The 24,308-nt window shown below is 64.0% G+C and carries 27 protein-coding genes and 1 pseudogene; 15 read left to right on the top strand and 13 right to left on the bottom strand.

Annotated elements, in window-relative coordinates; translation table 11 throughout:
* Window positions 1–110 precede the first annotated feature (110 nt).
* On the bottom strand, window positions 111–503 hold the full coding sequence (msrB, locus tag THL1_RS11590; RefSeq protein ID WP_069083409.1) for a peptide-methionine (R)-S-oxide reductase MsrB: 393 nt from the start codon (window positions 501–503) through the stop codon (window positions 111–113).
* 174 nt (window positions 504–677) lie between these two features.
* Between msrB and THL1_RS11585 the strand changes: the two genes are divergently transcribed.
* From THL1_RS11585 to htpX, 3 genes are all read left to right on the top strand, one after another.
* Window positions 678–1,889, top strand: coding sequence for a pyridoxal phosphate-dependent aminotransferase (locus THL1_RS11585; protein ID WP_069083408.1), 1,212 nt, complete (start codon window positions 678–680; stop codon window positions 1,887–1,889).
* 6 nt (window positions 1,890–1,895) lie between these two features.
* On the top strand, window positions 1,896–2,348 hold the full coding sequence (locus THL1_RS11580; protein WP_069083407.1) for a hypothetical protein: 453 nt from the start codon (window positions 1,896–1,898) through the stop codon (window positions 2,346–2,348).
* An 88-nt stretch (window positions 2,349–2,436) separates the two neighbouring features.
* A complete protein-coding gene (gene htpX, locus THL1_RS11575; protein ID WP_069083406.1) occupies window positions 2,437–3,309 on the top strand; it encodes a protease HtpX in 873 nt (290 codons plus the stop codon).
* Window positions 3,310–3,422: 113 nt separating this feature from the next.
* On the opposite strand, the gene THL1_RS11570 is transcribed toward htpX, so the two are convergent.
* Window positions 3,423–4,124 carry a thiopurine S-methyltransferase gene (locus tag THL1_RS11570; protein ID WP_069083405.1) on the bottom strand — a complete coding sequence of 234 codons (702 nt, stop codon included), beginning with the start codon at window positions 4,122–4,124 and terminating at the stop codon, window positions 3,423–3,425.
* Between the two features lie 99 nt (window positions 4,125–4,223).
* Here THL1_RS11570 and THL1_RS11565 point away from each other — a divergent pair, with 99 nt between their 5' ends.
* Window positions 4,224–4,991, top strand: a complete 768-nt coding sequence (locus THL1_RS11565) for a DODA-type extradiol aromatic ring-opening family dioxygenase (protein ID WP_069083404.1) — start codon at window positions 4,224–4,226, stop codon at window positions 4,989–4,991.
* Window positions 4,992–5,125: 134 nt separating this feature from the next.
* Here the strand turns inward: THL1_RS11565 and THL1_RS11560 are convergent, their stop codons facing one another.
* Window positions 5,126–6,811, bottom strand: coding sequence for a DEAD/DEAH box helicase (locus tag THL1_RS11560; protein ID WP_069083403.1), 1,686 nt, complete (start codon window positions 6,809–6,811; stop codon window positions 5,126–5,128).
* 369 nt (window positions 6,812–7,180) lie between these two features.
* On the opposite strand from THL1_RS11560, the gene THL1_RS11555 reads away from it, so the two are divergent.
* The gene (locus tag THL1_RS11555) at window positions 7,181–7,972 is read left to right on the top strand and encodes a crotonase/enoyl-CoA hydratase family protein (RefSeq protein ID WP_069083402.1); all 792 of its coding nucleotides are present in this window, start codon (window positions 7,181–7,183) and stop codon (window positions 7,970–7,972) included.
* Between the two features lie 19 nt (window positions 7,973–7,991).
* Here the strand turns inward: THL1_RS11555 and THL1_RS11550 are convergent, their stop codons facing one another.
* On the bottom strand, window positions 7,992–8,738 hold the full coding sequence (locus THL1_RS11550; protein WP_069083401.1) for a spermidine synthase: 747 nt from the start codon (window positions 8,736–8,738) through the stop codon (window positions 7,992–7,994).
* Between the two features lie 167 nt (window positions 8,739–8,905).
* Between THL1_RS11550 and THL1_RS28895 the strand changes: the two genes are divergently transcribed.
* Together THL1_RS28895 and THL1_RS11540 are read left to right on the top strand one after the other, a co-directional pair.
* Window positions 8,906–9,136 (top strand): hypothetical protein, encoded by a 231-nt coding sequence (locus THL1_RS28895; RefSeq protein ID WP_083245866.1) that lies wholly within the window; start codon window positions 8,906–8,908, stop codon window positions 9,134–9,136.
* Window positions 9,136–10,485: a class II 3-deoxy-7-phosphoheptulonate synthase gene (locus THL1_RS11540; RefSeq protein WP_069083399.1), complete on the top strand. Its 1,350-nt coding sequence runs from the start codon at window positions 9,136–9,138 to the stop codon at window positions 10,483–10,485. The genes THL1_RS28895 and THL1_RS11540 overlap by 1 nt, the downstream gene beginning before the upstream one ends.
* A 363-nt stretch (window positions 10,486–10,848) precedes the next feature.
* Here THL1_RS11540 and THL1_RS11535 read toward each other — a convergent pair whose 3' ends face one another.
* The 3 genes from THL1_RS11535 to THL1_RS11525 form a co-directional block, all read right to left on the bottom strand.
* Window positions 10,849–12,054 carry a winged helix-turn-helix domain-containing protein gene (locus tag THL1_RS11535; RefSeq protein ID WP_069083398.1) on the bottom strand — a complete coding sequence of 402 codons (1,206 nt, stop codon included), beginning with the start codon at window positions 12,052–12,054 and terminating at the stop codon, window positions 10,849–10,851.
* Window positions 12,055–12,095: 41 nt separating this feature from the next.
* Window positions 12,096–12,596, bottom strand: coding sequence for a DUF3291 domain-containing protein (locus tag THL1_RS11530; protein ID WP_069083397.1), 501 nt, complete (start codon window positions 12,594–12,596; stop codon window positions 12,096–12,098).
* A 78-nt stretch (window positions 12,597–12,674) separates the two neighbouring features.
* Complete coding sequence (locus tag THL1_RS11525) at window positions 12,675–12,914, bottom strand: DUF1127 domain-containing protein (protein ID WP_069083396.1); 240 nt, start codon at window positions 12,912–12,914, stop codon at window positions 12,675–12,677.
* A gap of 97 nt (window positions 12,915–13,011) precedes the next feature.
* Between THL1_RS11525 and THL1_RS11520 the strand changes: the two genes are divergently transcribed.
* On the top strand, window positions 13,012–13,863 hold the full coding sequence (locus tag THL1_RS11520) for a LysR substrate-binding domain-containing protein (protein WP_069083395.1): 852 nt from the start codon (window positions 13,012–13,014) through the stop codon (window positions 13,861–13,863).
* Between the two features lie 6 nt (window positions 13,864–13,869).
* On the opposite strand, the gene THL1_RS11515 is transcribed toward THL1_RS11520, so the two are convergent.
* Window positions 13,870–14,622, bottom strand: a complete 753-nt coding sequence (locus THL1_RS11515) for a sulfite exporter TauE/SafE family protein (protein WP_177343827.1) — start codon at window positions 14,620–14,622, stop codon at window positions 13,870–13,872.
* A 102-nt stretch (window positions 14,623–14,724) separates the two neighbouring features.
* Between THL1_RS11515 and THL1_RS11510 the strand changes: the two genes are divergently transcribed.
* A complete protein-coding gene (locus THL1_RS11510; protein ID WP_069083394.1) occupies window positions 14,725–15,678 on the top strand; it encodes a LysR family transcriptional regulator in 954 nt (317 codons plus the stop codon).
* Here THL1_RS11510 and THL1_RS11505 read toward each other — a convergent pair whose 3' ends face one another.
* Window positions 15,679–16,188 carry an RDD family protein gene (locus THL1_RS11505; protein ID WP_069083393.1) on the bottom strand — a complete coding sequence of 170 codons (510 nt, stop codon included), beginning with the start codon at window positions 16,186–16,188 and terminating at the stop codon, window positions 15,679–15,681.
* A 149-nt stretch (window positions 16,189–16,337) separates the two neighbouring features.
* On the opposite strand from THL1_RS11505, the gene THL1_RS11500 reads away from it, so the two are divergent.
* Both THL1_RS11500 and THL1_RS11495 read left to right on the top strand, forming a co-directional pair.
* On the top strand, window positions 16,338–16,784 hold the full coding sequence (locus THL1_RS11500) for a MarR family winged helix-turn-helix transcriptional regulator (RefSeq protein WP_069083392.1): 447 nt from the start codon (window positions 16,338–16,340) through the stop codon (window positions 16,782–16,784).
* A gap of 152 nt (window positions 16,785–16,936) precedes the next feature.
* Window positions 16,937–17,956, top strand: coding sequence for an alpha/beta hydrolase (locus THL1_RS11495; protein ID WP_069083391.1), 1,020 nt, complete (start codon window positions 16,937–16,939; stop codon window positions 17,954–17,956).
* A gap of 58 nt (window positions 17,957–18,014) precedes the next feature.
* On the opposite strand, the gene efp is transcribed toward THL1_RS11495, so the two are convergent.
* From efp to THL1_RS11480, 3 genes are all read right to left on the bottom strand, one after another.
* Complete coding sequence (efp, locus tag THL1_RS11490; protein ID WP_069083390.1) at window positions 18,015–18,581, bottom strand: elongation factor P; 567 nt, start codon at window positions 18,579–18,581, stop codon at window positions 18,015–18,017.
* A gap of 43 nt (window positions 18,582–18,624) precedes the next feature.
* Complete coding sequence (earP, locus tag THL1_RS11485) at window positions 18,625–19,755, bottom strand: elongation factor P maturation arginine rhamnosyltransferase EarP (protein WP_069086488.1); 1,131 nt, start codon at window positions 19,753–19,755, stop codon at window positions 18,625–18,627.
* 120 nt (window positions 19,756–19,875) lie between these two features.
* Window positions 19,876–20,085, bottom strand: a complete 210-nt coding sequence (locus THL1_RS11480) for a hypothetical protein (protein WP_069083389.1) — start codon at window positions 20,083–20,085, stop codon at window positions 19,876–19,878.
* A gap of 262 nt (window positions 20,086–20,347) precedes the next feature.
* Between THL1_RS11480 and THL1_RS31310 the strand changes: the two are divergent.
* The 4 genes and pseudogenes from THL1_RS31310 to THL1_RS28890 form a co-directional block, all read left to right on the top strand.
* Window positions 20,348–21,451 (top strand): annotated as a pseudogene (locus tag THL1_RS31310) (methyl-accepting chemotaxis protein); the annotation flags it as partial.
* A complete protein-coding gene (locus THL1_RS31305) occupies window positions 21,428–22,312 on the top strand; it encodes a methyl-accepting chemotaxis protein (protein WP_414703747.1) in 885 nt (294 codons plus the stop codon). The pseudogene THL1_RS31310 and the gene THL1_RS31305, both read left to right, overlap by 24 nt.
* A 355-nt stretch (window positions 22,313–22,667) precedes the next feature.
* Window positions 22,668–23,042, top strand: coding sequence for a helix-turn-helix domain-containing protein (locus THL1_RS11470; protein ID WP_069083387.1), 375 nt, complete (start codon window positions 22,668–22,670; stop codon window positions 23,040–23,042).
* A gap of 264 nt (window positions 23,043–23,306) precedes the next feature.
* On the top strand, window positions 23,307–23,972 hold the full coding sequence (locus THL1_RS28890) for a YcbK family protein (RefSeq protein ID WP_083245865.1): 666 nt from the start codon (window positions 23,307–23,309) through the stop codon (window positions 23,970–23,972).
* A gap of 2 nt (window positions 23,973–23,974) precedes the next feature.
* Here THL1_RS28890 and THL1_RS11460 read toward each other — a convergent pair whose 3' ends face one another.
* The gene (locus THL1_RS11460) at window positions 23,975–24,175 is read right to left on the bottom strand and encodes a hypothetical protein (protein WP_069083386.1); all 201 of its coding nucleotides are present in this window, start codon (window positions 24,173–24,175) and stop codon (window positions 23,975–23,977) included.
* Between the last annotated feature and the right edge of the window lie 133 nt (window positions 24,176–24,308).

The raw sequence follows: 24,308 nt of genomic DNA, 5'->3' as shown, positions 1-24,308 counted from the left end.
ACCTGTTCCGGTAAGAGAGTCAGCTAAAAATAGCGCTCAATTAAATTGCATGCAATCTAATTACTCCATTAAAAGGCCCGCCTCTCGGCGAGCCTTTCCGGATGGACGACTCAGCGCGGTTCGAGCTTCAGCGACAACGAATTGATGCAGTAGCGCAGGCCAGTGGGTCGCGGGCCATCGGGGAAGACATGCCCCAGATGAGCATCGCAGCGACCGCAACGCACTTCGATGCGGTGCATGCCGTGGCTGAAGTCCTCGCGCTCGGCAATGACCTCCTTGCTCACCGGCTGGAAGTAACTCGGCCAACCGCTGCCGGAGTCGTACTTGGCATCGGAATCGAACAGCGCCTCGCCGCAGCAGGCGCAGTGATAAGTGCCCGGCGTCTTGGTGGCGTAGTACTCGCCGGTGAAGGCACGCTCAGTGCCGCCCAGGCGGCAGACGTGGAACTGGGCGTCGGAAAGCTCCTCGCGCCAGGCTTCCAGGGGTTTCTCAAGCTTGTCCATGACAGTCCTCGGCAGTAGTAAAAAAGCCCGGTCCCGACCTTTTCGGGTCATCGGGCCGCACGTATCATGCGCGATTCATCAGACGCCAGTCTGGCAGCGGCGTTACAGGCTGCCAAGGCGCATCGATCCCCGTCGCCCGGTGCGACTCTTTTCACCTCGGGACAGTAACGCATCATGCAGGTCAGCAAATCGAACAAGCTCGCCAACGTCTGCTATGACATCCGCGGACCGGTGCTCAAGCACGCCAAACGCCTGGAAGAGGAAGGCCACCGCATCCTCAAGCTGAACATCGGCAACCCGGCGCCGTTCGGTTTCGAAGCCCCGGAAGAAATCCTCCAGGACGTGATCCGCAACCTGCCTACCGCCCAGGGCTACAGCGATTCCAAGGGCCTGTTCAGCGCGCGCAAGGCGGTGATGCAGTACTACCAGCAGAAGCAGGTGGAAGGCGTCGGCATCGAAGACATCTACCTGGGCAATGGCGTCTCCGAGCTGATCGTGATGGCCATGCAGGCCCTGCTCAACAACGGCGATGAAGTTCTGATCCCGGCGCCCGACTACCCGCTGTGGACCGCCTCGGTGGCCCTGGGAGGCGGCAAGCCGGTGCATTACCTGTGCGACGAGCAGGCCGGCTGGTTCCCGGACATCGCCGACATGAAGGCGAAGATCACCCCGAACACCAAGGCCCTGGTGCTGATCAACCCGAACAACCCCACCGGCGCCGTGTATTCCCGCGAAGTGCTGCTGGACATCGTCGAGCTGGCCCGCCAGCACAACCTGGTACTGTTCTCCGACGAGATCTACGACAAGATCCTCTACGACGAGGCCAAGCACATCTCCACCGCTTCCTTGGCGCCGGACGTGCTCTGCCTGACGTTCAACGGCCTGTCCAAGTCCTACCGCGTGGCCGGCTTCCGTTCCGGCTGGCTGGCCATCTCCGGCCCCAAGCACAAGGCCCAGAGCTACATCGAAGGCCTGGACATCCTGGCCAACATGCGCCTGTGCGCCAACGTCCCGAGCCAGCATGCCATCCAGACCGCCCTGGGCGGCTACCAGAGCATCAACGACCTGGTGCTACCCAATGGCCGCCTGCTGGAACAGCGCAACCGCGCCTGGGAACTGCTCAACGACATTCCCGGCGTCAGCTGCGTGAAGCCCATGGGCGCGCTCTACGCCTTCCCGAAGATCGACCCTAAGGTCTGCCCGATCCACAACGACGAGAAGTTCGTCCTCGACCTGCTGCTGTCCGAGAAGTTGCTGATCGTCCAGGGCACCGCCTTCAACTGGCCGTGGCCGGACCACTTCCGCGTGGTCACCCTGCCCCGCGTCGACGACCTGGAACAGGCCATCGGCCGCATCGGTAGCTTCCTCAAGTCGTACCGCCAGTAACCCCGCATGGACCTCCAGATCGACGATTTCTACAAGGATTGCGCCGCCGGCCTGATACAGCTGTACCAGGCCTTTCCGCGACGCATCGCCCTGTATGTGGACGATCTGATCGGCCCGTCCGAGCCGGACCAATTCGGCCTGCCCAGCCAGCGCCACGAAAGCTGCCTGGGCGCCCTGCTCTGGCTGGCCGACGAAGGCTACCTGCGCTTCGACAGCACCATCCGCTTCGAAGCGCTGGACCAGGCGGTACTGACCGAAAAGGGCTTCCTGCGGCTGTCACGCGCCCTGCCGGGCGCTCCTGCCACCGCTGAAACCCTGCCGCCCAGCGTCCTGCGAGTTCATTCCAGCCTCGCGCAGCAACTGCGTGAAGCCTTGCGCGGCGCCGACAGCGAACGACTCGTGCAACTGACTCGGCTAATCTTCGAAAGCAGTGCAGACGCGTCAGGCGACATAGTTTGAAATAGTCCCTGGTTGAATACGCCAGGGCGGCCCCTTATATACCCCCGCATACCAAAACGCTTTCCGCCGTGAGGAGACTGTTCCAATCATGATGCGCATCCTGTTGTTCCTGGCCACAAACCTTGCAGTCCTGGTGATTGCCAGCATCACCCTGAAGCTGCTGGGCGTGGACCGTTTCACCGGCCAGAACTACGGCAGCCTGCTGGTCTTCTGCGCCGTGTTCGGCTTCGCCGGCTCGCTGGTCTCGCTGTTCATCTCCAAATGGATGGCGAAAATGAGCACCGGCACCGAAATCATCACCCAACCGCGCACCCGCCATGAGCAGTGGCTGCTGCAGACCGTCGAGCAACTGTCCCGCGAAGCCGGCATCAAGATGCCGGAAGTGGGCATCTTCCCCGCGTACGAAGCCAACGCCTTCGCCACCGGCTGGAACAAGAACGACGCACTGGTGGCCGTGAGCCAGGGTCTGCTGGAGCGCTTCTCCGCGGATGAAGTGAAGGCCGTTCTGGCCCACGAGATCGGCCACGTGGCCAATGGCGACATGGTCACCCTGGCGTTGATCCAGGGCGTGGTGAACACTTTCGTGATGTTCTTCGCGCGTATCTTCGGCAACTTCGTCGACAAGGTGATCCTGAAGAACGAAGAAGGCCCAGGCATCGGCTACTTCATCGCGACCATCTTCGCCGAACTGGTCCTGGGCATCCTCGCCAGCATCATCGTCATGTGGTTCTCACGCCGCCGGGAATTCCGTGCCGACGAAGCCGGCGCCGACCTGGCCGGCACCAACGCCATGATCGGCGCCCTGCAGCGCCTGCGTGCCGAACAGGGCGTGCCGGTGCAGATGCCCGACAGCCTGACCGCCTTCGGCATCAATGGCGGCCTGAAGCACGGCCTCGCCGGCCTGCTGATGAGCCACCCGCCGCTGGAAGACCGTATCGAGGCCCTGCGCCGCCGCGGCTGAAACGACTCACACTGACTTGGGCGGCCAACTGGCCGCCTTTTTTTGCGCAGCAAAGACGTCACCGTAGGCGGCGGTGCAGGGTCTTGATGGGTTTCGCTTCGCTCTACGCCATCCTACCCAGCTGAGCAACCCGGCCAGACCTCACCGCCGGATACGCCCCAGCGTCGCTTCAGGCGGAACACCGGCTCATGCAGGCTATCCAGCCCGCGAGAGGCGAATTTCCAGTTCTGCTCCAACACGTCGTGGCGCTCCAGCATTGCCACCTCCCAGCCGGCCTCCAGGTGCCGCCGCACCTCGGTTTCGGGCACCGAAAACGGCGGCCCCTCAAGGCGCGCCTGCTCGTAATCGAGGGTGACCATCAGCCCGTCGCAGGGCCGTGACAGGATGCGTTCCAGATGGGCAACGTAGTCATCCTGCATCGCCGGCGGTAAGGCGATGATCGCCGCGCGATCGTAGAGTGCGCGGCAATCAGCGACATCGTCGGCGGTAACGGCGAAGAAATCTCCCTGGAGAATCTCGATGGTGCCCGCACTGTACCGACGCAAGGCGCCCTGCTGCGCCACCTCGGGGATTAACCCCTGCTCAGCGAAGAAGTCCCTCACCGCCTGCTCGGCCAGTTCGACAACCAGCACCTTGTACCCCTGCCCCGCCAGCCAGATCAGGTCCAGGGTCTTGCCGCAAAGCGGCACCAGCACCTGGCAGCCTTGCGGTAGTTCCAACTGCGGCCAGTAGCGCTCCAGGTAAGGATTGACCTCCCGCTGGTGGAAACCGATCTGGTTCTGCGCCCAGCGCGCCTGCCAGAACTGTTCGTCCATGACGCCTCCATCAATTCGATCAAAACGCTCAAATATTTATGCTGGAAATCGATATATCCAGCCCGGATGATGCCGGAATCCTACCGGAGGAATTCCGAAATGCTACCCAGCCTGTACATCTCCCATGGCTCCCCAATGCTTGCCCTGGAGCCCGGCGAAAGTGGCCCGGCGCTCAAGACCCTGGCCGATACCCTTCCGCGCCCCAAAGCGATCCTGGTGGTGACCGCCCACTGGGAAAGCGACCGCCTGCTGCTAAGCGGCAACGCCCACCCAGAGACCTGGCACGACTTCTACGGATTTCCGCCACCGCTATACGCCGTGCAGTACCCCGCACCGGGCGAGCCTGAACTGGCCAGGGGGATCGCCAAGCTGTTGACCGAAGCCGGGCTTCCCGCAGACGTCGATCCGGAGCGCCCCTTCGACCATGGCACCTGGGTGCCGCTGTCGCTGATGTATCCGGATGCCGACATCCCGGTCATCCAGCTATCGCTACCCACCCGACTCGGGCCGGCGTTCCAGACCCGCGTCGGCCAGGCCCTGGCCGGCCTGCGTCAACAGGGCATCCTGCTGATCGGCTCCGGCAGCATCACGCACAACCTGGGCGAACTGGACTGGCGCGCCGGCCCGGAAACCGTGACGCCCTGGGCGAAGGAGTTTCGCGACTGGATGGTGGAGCGCCTCGAAGCAGGCGACGAGGCTGCGCTGCATGCCTACCGCACACAGGCACCTCATGCCGCGCGCAATCACCCCCGGGACGAACACCTGCTGCCACTCTACTTCGCCCGTGGCGCCGGCGACCGGTTCGGCCTGGTGCACAGCGGCTTCACCCTGGGTGCGCTGGGGATGGATATCTATCGTTTCGACTAGAAGCTTGCAGCCGAGGGGGCTGTGGGAGCGAATTCATTCGCGAATGAATTCGCTCCCACAGGGCCAAGTCAGCCAAGCACGCACCCACAAAAAAGCCCCGCAATGCGGGGCTCTCTCGTTTACCACGGCGCGCGTCAGTCCTCGCGATAGCGGCGCAGCTTCAGCTGCTTGCCGGCGACGCGAGTGTCTTTAAGCTTGCCCAGCAGGCGGTCGAGGCCTTCTTCCGGCAGCTCGATCAGGCTGAAGGTTTCGCGGATCTGGATACGACCGATGGCCTCACGGGCGATACCGCCCTCGTTGAGGATGGCGCCCAGCAGGTTCTTCGCGGCGATACCGTCGCGAGTACCCAAGGCAGTGCGGCAGCGCACGCGGCCTTCGGCCAACGGCATCGGCGCACGACGCTCGCGGTACTCACCACGTTCGCCACGCTCACCGCGCTCACCGCCATCACGCTCACGGCGCTCACGCTGCTGGAAGCTCGGCACCAGCGGCTGCTCGCGCTCCACGTCCGCCAGGTTCAGGGCCTGGCCGTTGGTGGCACGCTGCAGCAGCGCGGCGGCCAGGGCACGCGGGGTGCAACCGATATCGGCAACCAGGCGGTCCAGCAGATCGCCGTACTTGGCATCGGCCTCGGTCACCAGCGGAGTGAGGCTAGTGGTCAGTTTCTTGATGCGCGCATCCAGCACCTGCTGGGCATTGGGCAAGCGCACCTCGGCAACCTTCTGGCCGGTGACACGCTCGATCACCTGCAGCATGCGGCGCTCACGCGGAGTCACCAGCAGCAGTGCGCGGCCATCGCGACCGGCACGGCCGGTACGGCCGATACGGTGCACGTAGGATTCCGGGTCGTAGGGCATATCCACGTTGAACACGTGGGTGATGCGCGGTACGTCGATGCCGCGAGCGGCAACGTCGGTGGCAACCACGATATCCAGGCGACCATCCTTCAGGGACTCGATCACACGTTCACGCTGGTTCTGGGCGATGTCACCGTTCAGTGCGGCAGCCTTGTAGCCCTTGGCTTCCAGCGCGCTGGCCAGATCCAGGGTGGCCTGCTTGGTGCGCACGAACGCGATCAGCGCGTCGAATTCCTCGACTTCCAGCAGGCGCAGGACTGCGGCAGTCTTCTGGTCGGCATGGACCATCAGGTGGGCCTGCTCGATGCGCGCTACGGTCTGGGTCTTGGCAGCAATCTTGACGTGCTGCGGGTTCCGCAGGTGACGCTCGGCGATCGAGCGGATCGACGGCGGCAGGGTGGCAGAGAACAGCACGCTCTGACGGCTTTCCGGGAGGGCTTCGAAGATCACTTCGAGGTCGTCCATGAAGCCGAGCTTGAGCATCTCGTCCGCTTCGTCCAGCACCAGCTGCTGCACGGTAGCGAGCACCTTGTCATCGCGACGCAGGTGGTCGCAGAGACGGCCGGGGGTGGCCACGATCACCTGGGCGCCCTGGCGCAGGGCCTTGAGCTGCGGGCCCATGGGCGCGCCACCGTAGACGGCGACCACGCTCAGGCCGGGTATCTGCTTGGCGTAGGTTTCAAAAGCGGTGGCGACTTGCAGTGCGAGCTCGCGGGTCGGTGCCAGGATCAGCGCCTGCGGCTCTCGTTTGGCCGGATCGATGCGCGACAGGATCGGCAGCGCGAAGGCTGCAGTCTTGCCGGTACCGGTCTGGGCCTGGCCAATCATGTCGTGACCGGCGAGGATCACCGGAATCGATTGGGCCTGGATGGGGGACGGCTCTTCATAGCCGACCGCAGAGATTGCGGCCAGTACATTGGGATGAATGCCGAGCGCGGCGAAAGTGCCGAGTTCCTGGGTCATGGGTCTGCCTCGTGTGCATCCGCAAAGACCCTTGTTCCATGGCTGCACATGCCATGAAGGACCTTGTGGGTCACCCTGGCAGCCTGGTAGAGAATTTGCGTGATCGCTTTATTGGGAATGGATGAAACGTCAAGGGTAGTCCGCAGCGCGGACTTGCAGCCGAAGGCAAAGAGCCTCGGGGAAAGCGCAGTACTTGAACGGGGCCGTCAGTTGGCCGGCGCGCATCATACAGGAAATTTCTGGCACGCGTGCAGCTTTTTCGGCGCCCCTATTTCCTCTCCGCCAGACGGTGCGGCGCAATGGACAAGCCCTCTGCGCGGGTCTATATCCCACCTGCCCTCTCGCCATTCCTACGAAGGAAAGCCCGCTATGTCCCCGAGTTCCGCCGGCTGTGTCAGTCGTGAGAAACGTGGCCACATCATGCTGATCGGCCTTGATCGCGCGCCCAAGCGCAATGCATTCGACCAATCCATGCTGGACGATCTGGTGCTGGCCCTGGGCGAGTACGAACGGGACGACAATGCACGCTGCGCGTTGATTTTCGCCCATGGCGAACATTTCACCGCCGGGCTCGACCTGGCCAGCGTCGGCGATACCTTCCGGCAGGGCTGGAAGCTACCAACCGGCGCCATCGACCCCTGGGGCACCTTCGGCGGCCCGCGACTGACCAAGCCGCTGATCGTCGCGGCAAAGGGGTTCTGCTACACCATCGGGATCGAGCTGATGCTCGCGGCGGACATCAACCTCTGCGCCAGCAACACCCGCTTCGCCCAGATGGAAGTGCAGCGCGGCATTTTCCCATTCGCCGGCGCCACCCTTCGCCTGCACCAGATAGCGGGCTGGGGCAACGCCATGCGCTGGCTGCTCACGGGCGATGAGTTCGACGCACATGAAGCCTGTCGCCTCGGCCTGGTCCAGGAAGTACTGGCCACTGAAGACCTGCTGCCACGCGCCATATGGCTGGCCGAACGGGTTGCTGCCCAGGCGCCCCTGGGCATTCGCGCCACCCTGGCCTCGGCGCACCAGACCCTGGATGAGGGCGAAAAGGCCGCAGCGGCAGCACTCCCGGCCATGGCGCAGCAACTGCTGGCGACCGAAGACGCCAAGGAAGGGTTGCGGGCGATGCTGGAGCGGCGGGATGGGCATTTCAAGGGCCGGTAGCGGCAAGCACCTACTCGGCCTAGCTCGCCGGCCGCACGACATCCAGCAACGATTGCAGCGAATAGCCCAGGCTCGGCGCCAGGGTATCGGCCCGGGCCTTGAGCGCGGCGATGTCCAGCGTCTGGTCCAGGCTGGCCGGTACGAAGAGCACCACATTTCCCTCCTTCACCGGGCATTCCCAGTAATGCCGATGGAACAGTCCGCGCAGCAGCGCCGCGCCCAGGGGCTTGCCGTCGTCCGCCGCCCACTGGTTGATCACCAGCCAGCCGCCGGGGCTCAGGCGCTTCTGGCAGGCGCCGAGGAAGTTCCAGGCCAGGTGGCCGACACCCGGCCCCTGGTCGGTGTACAGATCGACGAAGATCAGGTCCGCCGGCTCAGTGCTGTCGAGAAGCTCCAGGGCATCGCCGATGCGTACGTAAAGTCGCGGGTCGTCGGCCAGGCCCAGGTACTCCATGGCCAGCCGAGGCACGTCCGGGCGCAGCTCGATCACTTCCACATCTTCCAGCGGCAGGAACTTCAGGCAAGCCTGGGTCAGGGTACCGGCGCCCAGGCCGAGGAACAGGGCATTCTCTGGTGCTTCCGGACAGAGCGCGCCCAGCAGCATGGCGCGGGTGTAGTCGTACTCCAGCCAGGCCGGATCGGCCGTGAACACGCAGCTCTGCTCCACCGCGTCACCGAACTCGAGGATGCGGTAAGGACCGACCTCGTAGACACGAATCACGCCGAAATCATCATGCACTTCCGCGAGCAGGCGCTCTTCGGACATCAACTCTTCACTCCTTCAAGGGCGGTGCTGACATTTCGCACCAGCCCGACGCCACGCAGGCGCCTATTGCCATTGAAGCCGGAGCCCATGCTCCCGGCATAATCCAGACTGCGCGCCCCACGGGGCGAAAACGGCACAAGAATAACAGCGCAGAGGTCGAATCCAGCATGTACGCCATCATCGGCGCCGGCCCCATGGGCCTGTGCAGCACCCGTCAGTTGCAGAAACACGGCATCCCCTTCGTCGGCTTCGAGCTGCACGACGACGCGTTTACACACCGGCATCCACCTGCTGCTCTGCCTCTGCGGCATACTCCTCTGCTGGCGCGCCTAGCGCTGCTTTCCGGCCATTCGGTTACCATGGCTCATCTACCGCAAGCAGCCCTGTCGAGACCCTGATGAGCAGCCAAGAATGGAGCCCTGAAAGCTGGAGGGAAAAACCCATCCAGCAACAGCCCGAGTACCCGGACGCCACCAAACTGGCACATGTCGAGCAGACCCTGGCGAGCTTCCCGCCGCTGGTCTTCGCTGGCGAAGCACGCGAGCTGCGCCGCCAGTTCGCCGAGGTTACCGAAGGCCGCGCCTTCCTGCTCCAGGGCGGCGACTGCGCGGAGAGCTTCGTCGAGTTCTCGGCCGCGAAGATCCGCGACACCTTCAAAGTGCTGCTGCAGATGGCCATCGTCATGACCTTCGCCGCCGGCTGCCCGGTGGTGAAAGTGGGCCGCATGGCCGGCCAGTTCGCCAAGCCGCGCTCCTCCGGCAACGAAACCCAGGGCGACATCACCCTGCCAGCCTACCGTGGCGATATCGTCAACGGCATCGGCTTCGACGCTGCCAGCCGCGTACCGGACCCGGAACGCCTGCTGCAGGCCTACCACCAGGCCACCGCCACCCTCAACCTGCTGCGCGCCTTTGCCCAGGGCGGCTTCGCCGACGTGCACCAGGTGCATCAGTGGAACCTCGATTTCATCGCCAACTCGGCGCTGACCGAGAAGTACAGCCAACTGGCCGGTCGTATCGACGAAGCCCTCGCCTTCATGCGCGCCTGCGGCCTGGACAGCGCACCGCAACTGCGCGAAGCCAGTTTCTTCACCGCCCACGAAGCCCTGCTGCTGAACTATGAGCAAGCGTTCGTACGCCGTGACAGCCTCACTGGCGGCTGGTACGACTGCTCGGCGCACATGCTCTGGATTGGTGACCGCACCCGTCAGCTGGACGGCGCCCACGTGGAGTTCCTGCGCGGCGTCGGTAACCCCATCGGGGTCAAGGTCGGCCCCAGCATGGACAGCGAAGAACTGATCCGCCTGATCGACATCCTCAACCCCGATAACGATCCGGGCCGCCTCAACCTCATCGTGCGCATGGGCGCCGAGAAGGTCGGCGAACACCTGCCGCGCATGATTCGTACCGTACAGGGTGAAGGCCGCAAGGTGCTGTGGAGCTCCGACCCCATGCATGGCAACACCATCAAGGCGTCCAGTGGCTACAAGACCCGCGACTTCGCCAGCATCCTCGGCGAAGTGAAACAGTTCTTCGACGTCCACCAGGCAGAGGGCAGCCATGCGGGCGGCATTCACATCGAGATGACCGGGCAGAACGTCACCGAGTGCATCGGCGGCGCCCGCCCGATCACCGAGGACGCGCTCTCCGACCGCTACCACACCCACTGCGACCCGCGCTTGAATGCCGACCAGTCCCTGGAACTGGCCTTCCTGATCGCCGAAACGCTGAAGCAGATTCGCCGCTGACGGCCGTGTCGCTCTTATGGGAGATTCCATGTCAACGCCTTAGCCACGTTGGGTGGATGGCGCTTTTCCATCCACCAGCGGCGCTCTGCCGGACCTCGAATGGTGGACCGATGAAGCGTGGTCCACCCGGCTGAAGCCCTTCCTTAGGCGTCGGGGCCCTGTGGGAGCGATTTCAATCGCGATGCAGGTCGAAGGCCTGCCCGGAACTCCGGGGGGCGGCTTTTGTAGGTTGTGCCTGAGCTCCGCGAAGCCCAACGTGCGAGGTCGATACATGGCCATGTTGGGCCTCGCAGGCTCGGACCAACCTACGGGGCCGCTGCACGGCTGATTGACATGGAATCTCCCACACGCCCACACCGGGTTTCAGCCCAGGCACGCCTGCAACCGCACCGTCCCCGGCCGCCGGCAGGTGACCGCCACCTCGCCCAACCCCAGCCATGCGGCCATGCGCTGAAGGTTCTCCGCCAACGCCTGCACGCCCGCCTCACTGAGGCCGCGGTCTTCCTCATGCAGGGCATGCACCGCCAGGCGGTCCTGAGCGCGTTCAGCACGCAGATCGACCCGCGCGGCCAGGCGTTCATCGTGCAGGAACGGCAGCACGTAATAGCCATACTGGCGCTTGTGCTGGGGCGTGTAGATCTCCAGGCGGTAGCGGAAGTCGAACAGCCGCTCCGTGCGCGCCCGCTCCCAGATCAGCGAGTCGAAAGGCGACAGCAAGGCACTCGCCCTGATCTTGCGCGGTACACGGAAGTCGCCCAGGCAGTAGGCCGACTGCTTCCAGCCATCGACCTGTACCGGCAACACCGCGCCCTCCTCCACCAGCTCGGCCAGGCGCGCCTGGCTATCGCCGGTATCCAGCCGGTAGTAGTCCCTTAGATCGCGCTCGGTGGCGACGCCGAGGGCCGCAGTGGCGCGCAGCAGCAGTTGGCGCTGCGCATCGGCCTCCGTCGGCTCGGGCTGGTTCAGGATATCGGCCGGAATCACCCGTTCCGGCAGGTCATATAGCCGCTCGAAACCGCGTCGCCCGGCCACCGTCACTTCTCCGGCGGCGAACAACCACTCCATCGCATGCTTCTCCGCACTCCAGTCCCACCAGGGGCCAGCGCGTTCTTCCCGCGTGCTCAGCGCGCCAGCCCCCAGGGCGCCCTGCTCTCGCAAGGCCTGCAGAACGCGCTGGATCACGTCCTGCCGCTCGAAGCCAAAGCGCGCCAGTTGCTGGTAGATACCCTGGCCACTGGCAGCCCGCTGCATGCGCCAGCGCATCAGCGGATACAACGCAAGCGGCAGCAGCGACGCCTCGTGCCCCCAGTACTCGAACAGTGCCCGGCGCCGGGGCTTGCCCCAGGCGAGGTCATCCAGCAATTCACGGTCGTAGTGACCCAGGCGGGAAAAGGCCGGCAGGTAATGCGAACGCACCAGGGCGTTCACCGAGTCGATCTGCACCACCCCCAGAGCATCCAGCTGCGCCAGCAGTTGCCGGTGACGGATCGCGCCGCGTGGCACACGCGCGAAACCCTGGGCCGCCAGGGACAGGCGGCGAGCTTCGGGCAGGGAAAGGGTCAGCGTCATAGGGCTCCAAGCCGGCAGGGGGATGACGCCTCACAGTAGCATCAGCCGGTTTGGCTTTCGCGCTCCGGCTCAAAGGTCGCGAAGGGCACGGACTGGTCCGGCGCGAGGAATGTCTGACGGAAGGTGAAGGCTTCCGGAGTGGGACCGCCATTGCGCAAGCGCGCCAGTCGCTCCGCTGCTTCCAGGACATCAGGCCGATGTCCCCTGGGAACCCACCAGAGCACCTGGTGGACGCCGGACATGCGCTCGAACCACTCCTTGCGCCGACGCAGCATCTCCACATGGGCGGAGCGGTAGACGAATTCATTGAGGCTGGCCACATCGCGCCAGACGGAAAGATTGACCAGCACGTCCGGGCCGAAGGGACGGATGGCGGTGGCGTCGCCCTCCTCGTCCTGCAGACGCCAGACAAAACCCGGCGCACGGTCGGCCAGGGCATTGATCGGCGCCAGGTTGGCGACGAAATCGGCCATGACCGGGGAGTCCAGGGGCGCCTGCATCGAGGCGATGTTCAACTGGGCCAGTTCGTGGGTGTTCGACATTTGGTTCCGTTCCTGTGAGTCCATCCATCAAGGTTGCGGCCCGCCCTGCGCTTCACCGGTGGCGGGCCGCACGTCGCGTTACTTCTTCAGCGGGTCTTCCCAGAAGTGGCGCTCGCTTTCTTCCATCACATCGGCGCGGGACATGCCGATGTCCTTGAGCATCTCGTCACTCATCCGCGCCAGCTGGCCCCGCTGGCGTGCCAGTTGCTCCCAGCGCCTGAGCTGCTTCCAGACCAGGACAAGCCAGCTTTCCCGGTGCCGCGACGCCTGGAAACCAGTCTGTTGCAAGGTGCCGATATAACCGCGTTGACCTTTCATCGTATCGCCCTCCCTGTGGGGATGGCGCCAGTTTCCGGCCAGGAATAAGATCAATCCAACGAATGTTTCTTATGCATTGCATCTCAGGATTTGATGAATGAACTATCCCGCCATCGATACCGAACTGCTGCGCACATTCGTCGCCATTGCCGACTACGGTGGCTTCACCCGCGCAGCGGAAATGGTCAACCGCACCCAGTCGGCCGTGAGCATGCAGATGAAGCGGCTGGAGGAAGACGTGCTGCAACGCGCCGTATTCGAGCGCGACGGCCGCCAGGTCCGGCTTACCGCCGAAGGGCAGATCCTGCTGGGCTACGCGCGGCGCATCCTCAAGCTGCACGGCGAAGTGATGAATACCCTGCGCCAGCCGCACATGGTGGGCTCGGTGCGCATCGGCACGCCTGATGATTACGTGATGCGCTTCCTGCCGGGCATCCTCTCGCGCTTCGCCCAGGCGTATCCGCTGGTGCAGGTGGAAGTGCATTGCGATTCAACGTCCCAGCTGCTCCAGCGTCAGGACCTGGACCTGACCATCGTGACCCGCATGCCAGGGCATGACATCGGTGAGTTGCTGCGCCAGGAGCGCTTCGTCTGGGCCGAGGCCGTCGGCTTCAGTCCCCATGAACAGTCGCCCATGCCGCTGGCCATGTTCAACAGCGACTGTTTCTGCCGCGCCTGGGCCTGCAATGCCCTGGATTCCCTGGGCAGGGAATACCGCCTGGCCTACACCAGCCCAAGCCTGTCGGCGCTGATGGCAGTGGTCAGCGCCGGTCTGGCGGTGACTGCGCAACTGCAGAGCCTGATCACCCCCGACATGCGCATCCTCGGTGAAGCGGACGGCCTGCCACAGCTACCGCTGTGCAACATCATGCTGCTGCGCAACGAGCGCAATCTGTCACCGGTGACCGATACCCTGGCCGAGCATATCGTCGAAGGTTTCCGGAACTGATCGTCCTCACTCGAGGCCGAGCATCGCTGCACACACCAGCAGGAAGACGCAGAACAGCGAACGCAACACCTTCTCCGGCAGGGCGTGGGCCAGGCGCACGCCCCAGCTGATGCTGAGCAGACCGCCTATCGCCAGGGGCAGGCCCATGGCCCAGTTCACATGATGGTGAAGGCCGTAGGTGGCCAGGGTCACCGCGGTACTTGGCGCCGCCAGGGCCAGGGACAGCCCCTGGGCCATGACCTGGCTGGTACCGAACACACTGGTCAGGACGGGCGTTGCGATCACCGCGCCGCCGACACCGAACAATCCGCCTGCGGCCCCCGCCACGCCCCCCAGCGCCCCCAGCCACGGCCAGGGCTGGCGCAGCTCAGCGCTGGTCTGAGCCTTGGCCATGAACATCCGTGCGACGTTGTAGACGGCCAGCGCCAGCAGGAAGCCGACGAATGCCAGGCGCATGCTGCCCGCATCCACCCCCACCGCAAAGAGCGAGGCCAGCCAGGCAAAGCTGAAGGCGCTGATGGCCAGCAGCAGTGCGTAGCGCGGGTCGATGCGGTTGCGCTGGTGATAGCGCCATAGGGCCAGCAACACGTTGGGCACCACCATGACCAGTGCCGTGCCCTGGGCCAATTGTTGATCGAGGCCAAAAAGCACGCCCAGGGCGGGAATAGCGATCAACCCGCCTCCGATGCCAAACAACCCGCCCACGGTGCCCAACAACGCGCCGAGCACCAGGTTCATCACGAAAGCCAACAAATCCATACCACCTCCAGACAGGATGGTGCGAATGCTACGCTTGCCCGGCTGCAACGAAAACGCATAGCTATGCACAATGGCTTTGCGCAATACGCACAGGAACGCCTCATGAATCCCGATGCCCTGACCGAACAACTGGCGCTGTTTCTCGACGTGCTGGACGCTGGCAGCTTTTCCGCCGCCGCGCGCCGCCACCCCCTCACACCCTCTGCCGTGGCGCGACGCATCGACGCCCTGGAACGCGCACTCGGCAGCACGCTGTTCGTACGCAGCACGCACGCGGTGAAGCCAACCGCTGCCGGCCTGGCCTTCGCCGAACGGGCGAAGCGGGTACTGGCTGAGCTGCGTTTGGCCCGCGCCGAAGCGGTTTCCCTGAGCAGCGCCCCGGAGGGCCTGATCCGCATCGATGCGCCAGCGCCCTTCGGGCGCCGCCACCTGGCCCCGGCAATCGCCGAATTCCTGGTGGCCTATCCCGGCCTCGACGTGCAATTGCGGCTGATCGACAGCTTCATCGACATGCAGGGCGAAAACCTGGGCCAGGTGGACCTGGTGCTGCGCGTCGGCCCGCTCGCCGACACCCGCCTGGTAGCCACCCCGCTGGCGCCGATGGTGCGGGTACTCTGCGCCAGCCCTGAGTACCTGCGCCGCCGCGGCATCCCCCGCGATGTGCGCGAACTGCCCAACCATGATGGCCTGGACTGGGATGCCCTGGCCCCGCCCTACGCCTGGCGCTTCGATGTGGAAGGCAAACTGCAGCTGATCCGGCCAGGACGCATGCGCATGAGCGCCAACAATGCCGAAACCCTGCTGTTCAGCGCCCTGGCCGGGCTGGGCATCGCCCACCTGCCGACCTGGCTGATCAGCGAGTACCTGGTACGCGGCGAACTGGTGCCCCTGTTCTGCGAAGACGGCCTGCCACCGCCTGAGCCCAGCGGCATCTATGCCTTGCGCCTGGAAGGAGAAGCCCGCTCACGGAGCCGGTTGCTGCTGGAATTCCTGAAGAACCGCTTCGGCCCAGTGCCGCCCTGGGACCTTCCCCTGGGCGGCCTGGGTCGGACCTGATCAGCGCGGCGGCTGAACCACGCGGGTGCCGGCCAACAGGTCATGCAGGCAACGGCGGTCGGCACGGAAGATGAACAGGTAATCCACCAGCACCAGGAACATGCCGACGATCGGGACGTAGGCCAGCAGCCACCAGACCAGGTAGCGCTTGAGCAACAGGTTGCCCAGCTCCGGCACCTGGCCGTTGAGGTCGACGATGGCGATCTTCAGCAGCCGCTTGCCGAGCGTCTGGCCGTATGTCTTGAGGAAGTGGCCGTTGACCAGCAAGAAGACCGCCACCCCCACCACCAGGCTCAGCAACTGCTGGCCCAGGCTGGGTTCGATCCCTTGCTGCGCCGCTTCGAAGGTGCCGGAGAAGTACGCCACCGGCACCGTTACAACGCTCATGATCAGGCCATCGATCAGCGCGGCGCCCAGGCGCGTCCAGCGGGAAGCCAGCAGGGGCTCTACGGCGCTGTGGGTCGTGAGCTCCGCCTGGGGCGCCTGATAGGGGTTTTGCAGGTTGTCCATGATGCAGTCCTTGCAGTAATTGACCGGGAAATTGTGGCCGCTGGCCCGGCCAACGCAAGCACGCCACGCAGGATGACGAAAAGAATGAGTTTTGCCCACGAAAGGCTTGCGCGCTAAATTAGTCAGCATCACCGTCCTGGAGTCCCGCCATGTCCACCCCCCCCTGCAAGGAGCTGCTGCTCGACAACCAGCTCTGCTTCGCCCTCTATTCCACCTCGCTGTTGATGACCAAGGTCTACAAGCCCCTGCTCCAGGAGCTGGGACTGACCTACCCGCAGTACCTCGCCATGATGGTGCTCTGGGAGGGAGATGGCATTACCGTCGGCGAGATCAGCACCCGCCTGCTCACCGACCCCGGCTCGCTCACCCCCCTGCTCAAGCGCCTGGAAGCCGAAGGCCTGATCACGCGCACTCGCAGCAGCAAGGATGAGCGCGTGGTGGAGCTGTACCTCACCGATTCGGGCCGCGCCTTGTACGAAAAGGCCAAGTCTGTGCCGGCCTGCATCCTCGCCGCGACCGAGCTGTCCATCGAACAGCTCGGCAGCCTCAAGAACGAACTGGTCTCGCTGCGCGGCAGCCTGGGAAAGGCCGTCTGACGGCCTTATTCCCTAACCCTCTGAGCGCTATTTCAAATCTCTCCAACAAATATCTTGCGCGCTAAATAAAACATGCCTAATGTCTGCTCCACGCACTTAGTTAGCGCGCAATATTTTAGACAGCAAACAGATACCAGATAGAGGAACCCGCCATGAAACCGATCAGCACCTTTGTCGCCAGCAGCTTGCTCGCCCTTTCCGTTGGCCAGGCCTTCGCCGCGGGCAGCCCCGGCGTCGAACGCAACACCCAGGCCTTCCTCGAAGCCCTGGCCGCTGGTGGCGGCAAGCCACTTGAAACCCTGGCTCCCAAGGATGCCCGTGCGGTGCTTGTGGGCGCCCAGGCGGGTGTGAAACTGGAACTGCCGAAAGCCGAAGTGAGCCAGAAGACCATCGACGCCAACGGCCAGAAAATCGACCTGACCATCGTCCGCCCGGCCGACGTGAAAGGCACGCTGCCGGTCTTCATGTTCTTCCACGGTGGCGGCTGGGTGCTGGGTGACTACCCGACTCACGAGCGCCTGATCCGCGACCTGGTGGCCAATTCCGGTGCCGTCGCGGTCTATGTGAACTACACGCCTTCCCCGGAAGCCAGGTACCCGACCGCCATCAACCAGGCTTACGCCGCCACCCAGTGGGTGGCCGAACATGGCAAGGAAATCGGTGTGGACGGCAAGCGCCTGGCAGTGGCCGGCAACAGCGTCGGCGGCAACATGGCGGCGGTAGTCAGCCTGATGGCCAAGGACAAGGGCACGCCGAAGATCCGCTTCCAGGCCCTGCTCTGGCCGGTAACGGACGCCAACTTCAACAACGCGTCCTACAACCAGTTCGAGAATGGCCACTTCCTCACCCGCAACATGATGAAGTGGTTCTGGGACAGCTACACCACCGACCCGCGCCAGCGTGCAGAGATCTACGCCTCCCCGCTGCAAGCCTCGACCGAACAGCTCAAAGGCCTGCCACCGGCCCTGGTGCAGACCGCAGAGTTCGACGTACTGCGTGACGAAGGCGAAGCCTACGCCCGCAAGCTGGACGCCGCCGGCGTGGAGGTCACCGCGGTACGCTTCAACGGCATGATCCACGACTTCGGCCTGCTCAATGTGCTGGCCAGGGTTCCGGGCACCCGCGCCGCGATGCAGCAAGCGGGGGAGGCGCTGAAAGAGCACCTGAAGTAAGAACGACAGAAACGAAAAAGCCCGCTTTCGCGGGCTTTTTCCTGTCTCGCTAAAAGGCTCAGGCCTTGACGCGGGACTTGTACTCGCCGGTACGGGTGTCGATCTCGATGGAGTCACCGATTTCGCAGAAGGCGGATACTTGCAGCTCGGCACCGTTGTTCAGACGAGCAGTCTTCATCACCTTGCCGGAAGTGTCGCCACGGACGGACGGCTCGGTGTAGGCGATCTGGCGAACGATGGTGGTCGGCAGTTCGACGGAGATCACGCGATCGTTGTAGAACACAGCTTCGCAAACGTCGGTCATGCCGTCTTCGATGAAGGTCAGGACGCCTTCCAGGTCAGCCTTTTCGATCTCGTACTGGTTGAACTCGGGGTCCATGAACACGTACAGCGGATCGGCGAAGTAGGAGTAGGTCACTTCCTTGCGTTCAAGGATGATCGGCTCCAGCTTGTCGTCGGCCTTGAACACAGTCTCGGTGCCGGCGCCGGTCAGCAGGTTCTTCAGCTTCATCTTGACGACAGCGCTGTTACGGCCGGATTTGTTGAACTCGGCCTTTTGGATGACCCAGGGAGCGCCATTGATGTTGGCGACTTGGCCGGCGCGGAACTCTTGAGCGGTTTTCATACGAATATCCGATGTGGATGGGTGACAAAAAACAGGCCGCGTATCATAGCGGTTTTGTACAAAACTGCACCAGACCCGTCGCAAGGTCGGTTCGACCGGCCTGGACCTCGCACCAGCGCTCGGCATGCGCTTTCAACTCCGCCCAGTGCTCGGTGAGCGCTGGCCAGGCAGCGTCCATGCCTTCGCCACGGTTCCAGGCCCGCCAGCTTTCGGCCAGCGCAGCCGCTGCAGCCGGGGATAGCGCCTGGCAGTAGAGGGCGAGAAACGCCTCGAGCTTATCCCAATGCGCCTCTTCCTCCTGCTGATAGATATGCCAGAGCAATGGCCGCCCGGCCCACTGGGCGCGGATGAACGAGTCCTCACCGCGCACCGCGTTGAAATCGCAGCTCCAGAGAATCCGGTCATAGTCGTCCTGGCTGACGAATGGCAGCATCTGGATCACCAGGTTGCCCCGGCGCAGTCGGGCTCCCGCCGTGAGCCTGTCCGCGCCCAACCAGCGAGCCAGGTCGGGCAGCACCCGGCCGACCGGCACCAACAGTTGCACGGTCGTGGGGCTGGCCGCCAGGGCATCAAGCCAACCGGCCAGCGCAGCGTTCTCGTAGGCGAAGAGGGAGATCAGCAGTGCGCCCGCCTCCAGGTCGACGCCCAGGTCATCGAAGAACGCCTGGCGCGCGTCAGGATCGGCCTGGAAGGCCAGGCGCCGCGACATCAGGGCGCCCTCCCGCAACAGGCCACCCGTGCCATCGGTGAAACCGGGAAAGAAAAACGACTTCTGCAAGCCGTTGGGCTGGAAGGACGGCAGGCCATGGCAGCCCGCCACCCAATCCTCAGCACTGAGGTATTCCAGATTGAGCCAGAAGGGCTTGTCGGCCCGCGCCGCCATGGCGCCCAGGTAGTGTTCCGGCAGTTGGCAGGCGAAGGCCTCGATCACCACATCCGCCGCTTCAACGGGCTGCCAGTCCTGGCGCCAATGGCGGATTTCCACGCCGTGCTGCCACTGGCGTTCCGCTTCGGGGTCTGCCTGCGGGCAAAGCGGCGCAAACATCGCCGGCTCGTCCACCCAGAGACGTACCGCCTGGCCGTGCTCGGCCACCAGTTGGCGGGCCAGGCGCCAGGTCACGCCGATGTCGCCGAAGTTATCGACGACGTTGCAGAAAATGTCCCACTTCACGATGCGGCTTCCCGGTAAAAAACGCAGTTTACCCAAGACACCGAATGCAGAAACAAAATGCCCGCCATGAAGGCGGGCCAAGGGAGCATGGAGCAGAACAGGTTGAGCGGTGAACGAGGTGCCTCAGGCCACCAGACTGTGGGGGGAACGCTGACGGCGGGCCAGTTCCAGTAGCCAGATCGCCTGGCTGGCGCCGGCGGCTTCCCGGGAGGTGAAAGGGCCGGAGCGCATCACGCCTTCCACCACCACGAACCAGCAGGCCATATGACCATTCGCACGGAGCGCTTCCGGAACCGCGGTCCCGACCAGGGACACGACATCAACGTGGGTCATGGCCTCACCTCCATCGCTTTGCATGGGTGCAAGACTATGGATCGGGCCCGATCAATAGAAATCAGTTCGGTCAATAGTGGCTATCCGTTTCACTAATCGACTGTCCGTCACCAGGCTGGACAGCACCGAAGTCGTGCAGCTATAACCTATGGCCCATAGCCATCAGTGTTGATGGCATCCTGACAGGAAGTCTTCCCATGCCCCTCCCCTCCCGATCAGCCGCACCCGAAACGCCACGCCCGCACGCTGCGAGGTCGTCCTCATGAACGGCCCAATCACACGCTTCCTCAATGACCTCAGCGTTCGGCAAAAACTCCTCACCGGCTTCGGCCTCGTTCTGGCCATCACCCTGCTGGTGGCCTGGACCAGCTGGGGTGCGCTGGAAGGCACCCTGCACCGCTTCGACATCCTGCTACGGGTCAATGACATCGACACCAAGCTCTATCAGGTCCGCCAGCACGAGAAGGATTTCGTCATCCGCGGCGATGAGCAGTCCATCCGCGAAGCCCTGGACATCATCAGCGAGATCGAAGGCATCGCCAGCGACACGCTGAAGGTGATGACCATTCCGAAAACCATCGATCTGATGAAGCAGATCCAGGCCGACCTCGGCCAGTACCGGGACAACCTGGTGGGCCTTGGGGAAACCGAGAAGAACAAGCGCGCCACCCAGCAGAACATGGAGCAGGCGGCCCGCGAGGCGCTCAAGCAGTTCGACGAACTGGAACAGCGCCTCAACCAGGCAGCGGTGGAACAGATCCGCGCCACCGGCGATGAAGCCGGTATCCGCGCCCTGGAAAATGCCAACCATGCCTCCGAGATGGCCAAGGACGTACTCAACGCACGGCGTCGCGAGAAGGACTTCATCATGCGCGGCGAGCAGCAGTATGCCGACCAGTTGACCAGTCTGTTCGAGCACCTTGACCGCGAAACCCGGGAACTGACCAACCGGATCGACGACGCCGGCGCCCGCGAAGATCTGGATTCCGCGCGCCGACAGATCGAGCGCTACCGCAACGAGTTCTCCAATCTGCGCCAGAGCATCCAGCTTCACGCGCGATCGGAGGCCGATATGTCCAGCCGTGCTTCGGGCATTTCCGCCGCCTCCACCGACGCCCTCAACGTGCAACTGCAGCTGCTGGAAGCCGAGGCCAGCCAGGCCAAGACCCTGTTAGCCGTCGCCGCCGCCATCGGTTTCGTGGTGGGACTGGTTTCGGCCCTGCTGATCGCCCAACTGATCGTGACGCCATTGCGCCTGGCCGTACATCAGGCCCGCAAGGTAGCGGCCGGGGACCTCTCTGCGGATATCCGCAGCGAGCGCAAGGATGAACTGGGCCAACTGATGCAGGCCATGCAGGACATGACCGAAAGCCTACGCAGCCTGCTCAGGCGCTTGAGCAGTGGCATCGAGCAACTGGCCACCGCAGCCGAAGAAATGTCCGCTGTCACCGAGCAGACCAGCGCCGGCGTCAACCAGCAGAAAATGGAAACCGAGCAGGTGGCCACGGCCATGAACGAAATGGTCGCCACCGTGCAGGACGTCGCCCGCAACGCCGAGTCTGCCGCCGATTCCGCTGGCGAAGCCGACCGGCAGGCGCAACAGGGCACCGCCGTTGTCCAGCAGGCCATCGAACGCATCGAAAGCCTGGCCCACGCCATCGAACAGTCCGCCGGTGCCATCGAACGCCTCAAGCACGACAGCACCAACATCGGCACCGTGCTGGACGTGATCAAGAGCATCGCCGAGCAGACCAACCTGCTTGCCCTCAATGCGGCCATCGAGGCGGCGCGGGCAGGCGATGCGGGACGCGGCTTCGCAGTCGTCGCAGACGAAGTACGCGCCCTCGCCCGCCGCACCCAGGAATCCACGACACAGATCGAGCAATTGGTCAGCACCCTGCAGGAGGGCGCCCAGGGCGCAGTCGACATGATGGGCCGCAGTCGCAACGAGGCGGGCCACACCGTCGACGCAGCCAAGGAGGCCGGCGACGCGCTCCAGGCCATCAACAGCTCGGTCTCCAGCATCCAGCAGCTCAATCAGCAGATCGCCACCGCTGCCGAGCAGCAGAGCGCCGTGGCCGAAGAGATCAATCGCAGCGTCACCAGCATCCGCGATGTCGCCGAACAGTCCGCTGCCGCCACGGAAGAAACCTCCACCGCCAGTGTCGACCTCGCACGGCTCGGGGGCGAACTGCAGACCGAGGTCAATCGCTTTCGCCTGGCCTGAACGTAGAGACCCCCTGTCCACTCGCGCGGACAGGGGCCAACCAAAGACAGGACAGCGGTATCACGGCGGCGGCCCATTGGCTCGTGGCCCCCACCAGTCACACCCCAATCGCCAGACCCGCCACGCCGCATCGCGACATGCGGCGCCACGCCCGCAAGAAACCCGGCCTGGAACCTTCCAGTGTCTCGACCTTCCCGTTGGCAGCGAATCCAGCTCGGCCATGCAGGTCTTCCTCATCGTCCTTGAATACGCTTGGCAATCCGTCGATTGTCGACTACCATAATCACGCTTTGCACGATATGCAAACACGATAAGTGAACCAAGGACGATTCATTCCGTCATTAAGATTCGCGGCATGAATACGCTTGGATCGCGCATTGCGCATTACAGAAAACTGAAAGGACTCTCACAGCAGGCCCTGGCCAGTGAGTGCGGTTGGGAATCGCAGTCCCGCATCGGCAACTACGAGCGGGACACGCGCGAACCCTCGTTCGAGGACCTTCGCCGAATCGCCAAGGCATTGAGCGTGACGCTCAACGACCTGCTGAACCCCGTTATGCAGATCGCCGAATCCAAAGATGGCCGTTACGCCACCGACCAGAAGCTCAGCGCCCGCTCGCGTCAGGTGCTCGATCGAATCACCCTGGCGGCCAGCCAGGGCCGCCTGGTCGAACAGGACCTCATCCTGCTCGAGCAGATCGCCCGGCGCCTGGAAAAGCCGGAAGCCTGATCCTAATGCTGTTCACATAAGAAAAAACGCCGCCTTTCCGTCAGCAGGAGGGCGGCGTGTTTGGTTTTGCATCATCAAAAGCTGTTTGTCCGAGGCATCTATCCCTCCTACGGGGCCTTCAGCTTGGTAGCCCGGATGAAATCCGGGGGAGAGTCCAACCGCTGCTCCCGGATTCCTGCCGGGCTGCGAGGTGCGCTGAACAACGCATGAGAAGCCCGCTGCCAGGTGTATAGTCGAAGGCCCGCCCCCGAAGAGCGGTGATCCATGGCAGCTTCCACCCCCGGCCTGTCCAGACGCCAGGTGCTCAAGGCATTCGCTGCCCTTGCCGCCGTCCTGGTCACGGGCGAAGCCGCCGCCAACCGGATCGAAGTGACCCTGCGGCCGCGCAACCTCCACGCCCGCCTCCTCAATCGCGACCGCTACCTGCGCCTGGAACGCCCGGCATCCGGTGAAGTCGCCACCTTCTGCTACTTCCGCAAAGGCAAGGGTTGGGACCTCGAAGGCTATCGCCAGGGCTGCCGCATACTCCGCGACGTGAAGTACAAGAGCACGGTGAAGATCAACGTCAAGCTGCTGGACCTGCTCTTCCTCATCCAGGCCTGGCTGCGCATCAACCAGTTGCCCACGCGCATCCTCGTCAACAGTGGCTACCGCACCCCGAAACACAACGCCACCCTGGAAGGCGCCGCCCGACAGTCCCTGCACATCCGCGGCATGGCTGCCGACATCCGGATTCCTGGCGTCAGTGTCGAACGACTGGGGAAACTGGTCCGCGCCATCGGCGCAGGCGGCGTGGGGTTCTATCCGTCGAAGGGTTTCATCCACATCGACGTCGGTCGTGTCAGGACCTGGCGCGTAGCCGAACTGGTGGAACCCGGGCAGGAGGCATGGGCCCTGGCCGTGCTCGACCAGGCCGCTGAGTTCGCCTGAGCTCAGTCGAACTCAGCGCAATCCCCGCACACGAACTGACCGCGACGGTCCGTCCGCTCGGTCAGCTCGCCGCAGTAATCACACGCCCCCTCGGGCGCATCGAGCGGGTCGGCGTCCTCATCGTCGAAGAACTCGTCGTCCAGATCGTCGTCGTTGTCGAGCAGGTGATCGTGCTCGGGTTCGGGGAGGTCAAGATCATCCATAGCGGTCAATCGGGTAAGGGCCAAGGCGCGCAGACTATAGTTTCGCGCGGTTCACCACCAGCAGGTTTCGTCAGCTCGAATCGGTAAGGCACAGCATGGAACGCCCCTGGTCGTCGGTTGGGTAAACATCCAC

It is taken from the genome of Pseudomonas sp. TCU-HL1, from assembly GCF_001708505.1.
Classification (GTDB): Bacteria; Pseudomonadota; Gammaproteobacteria; order Pseudomonadales; family Pseudomonadaceae; genus Metapseudomonas.
The sequence above is the reverse complement of the archived record's forward strand: the minus strand, read 5'-3'. Positions and strand labels throughout refer to the sequence as shown.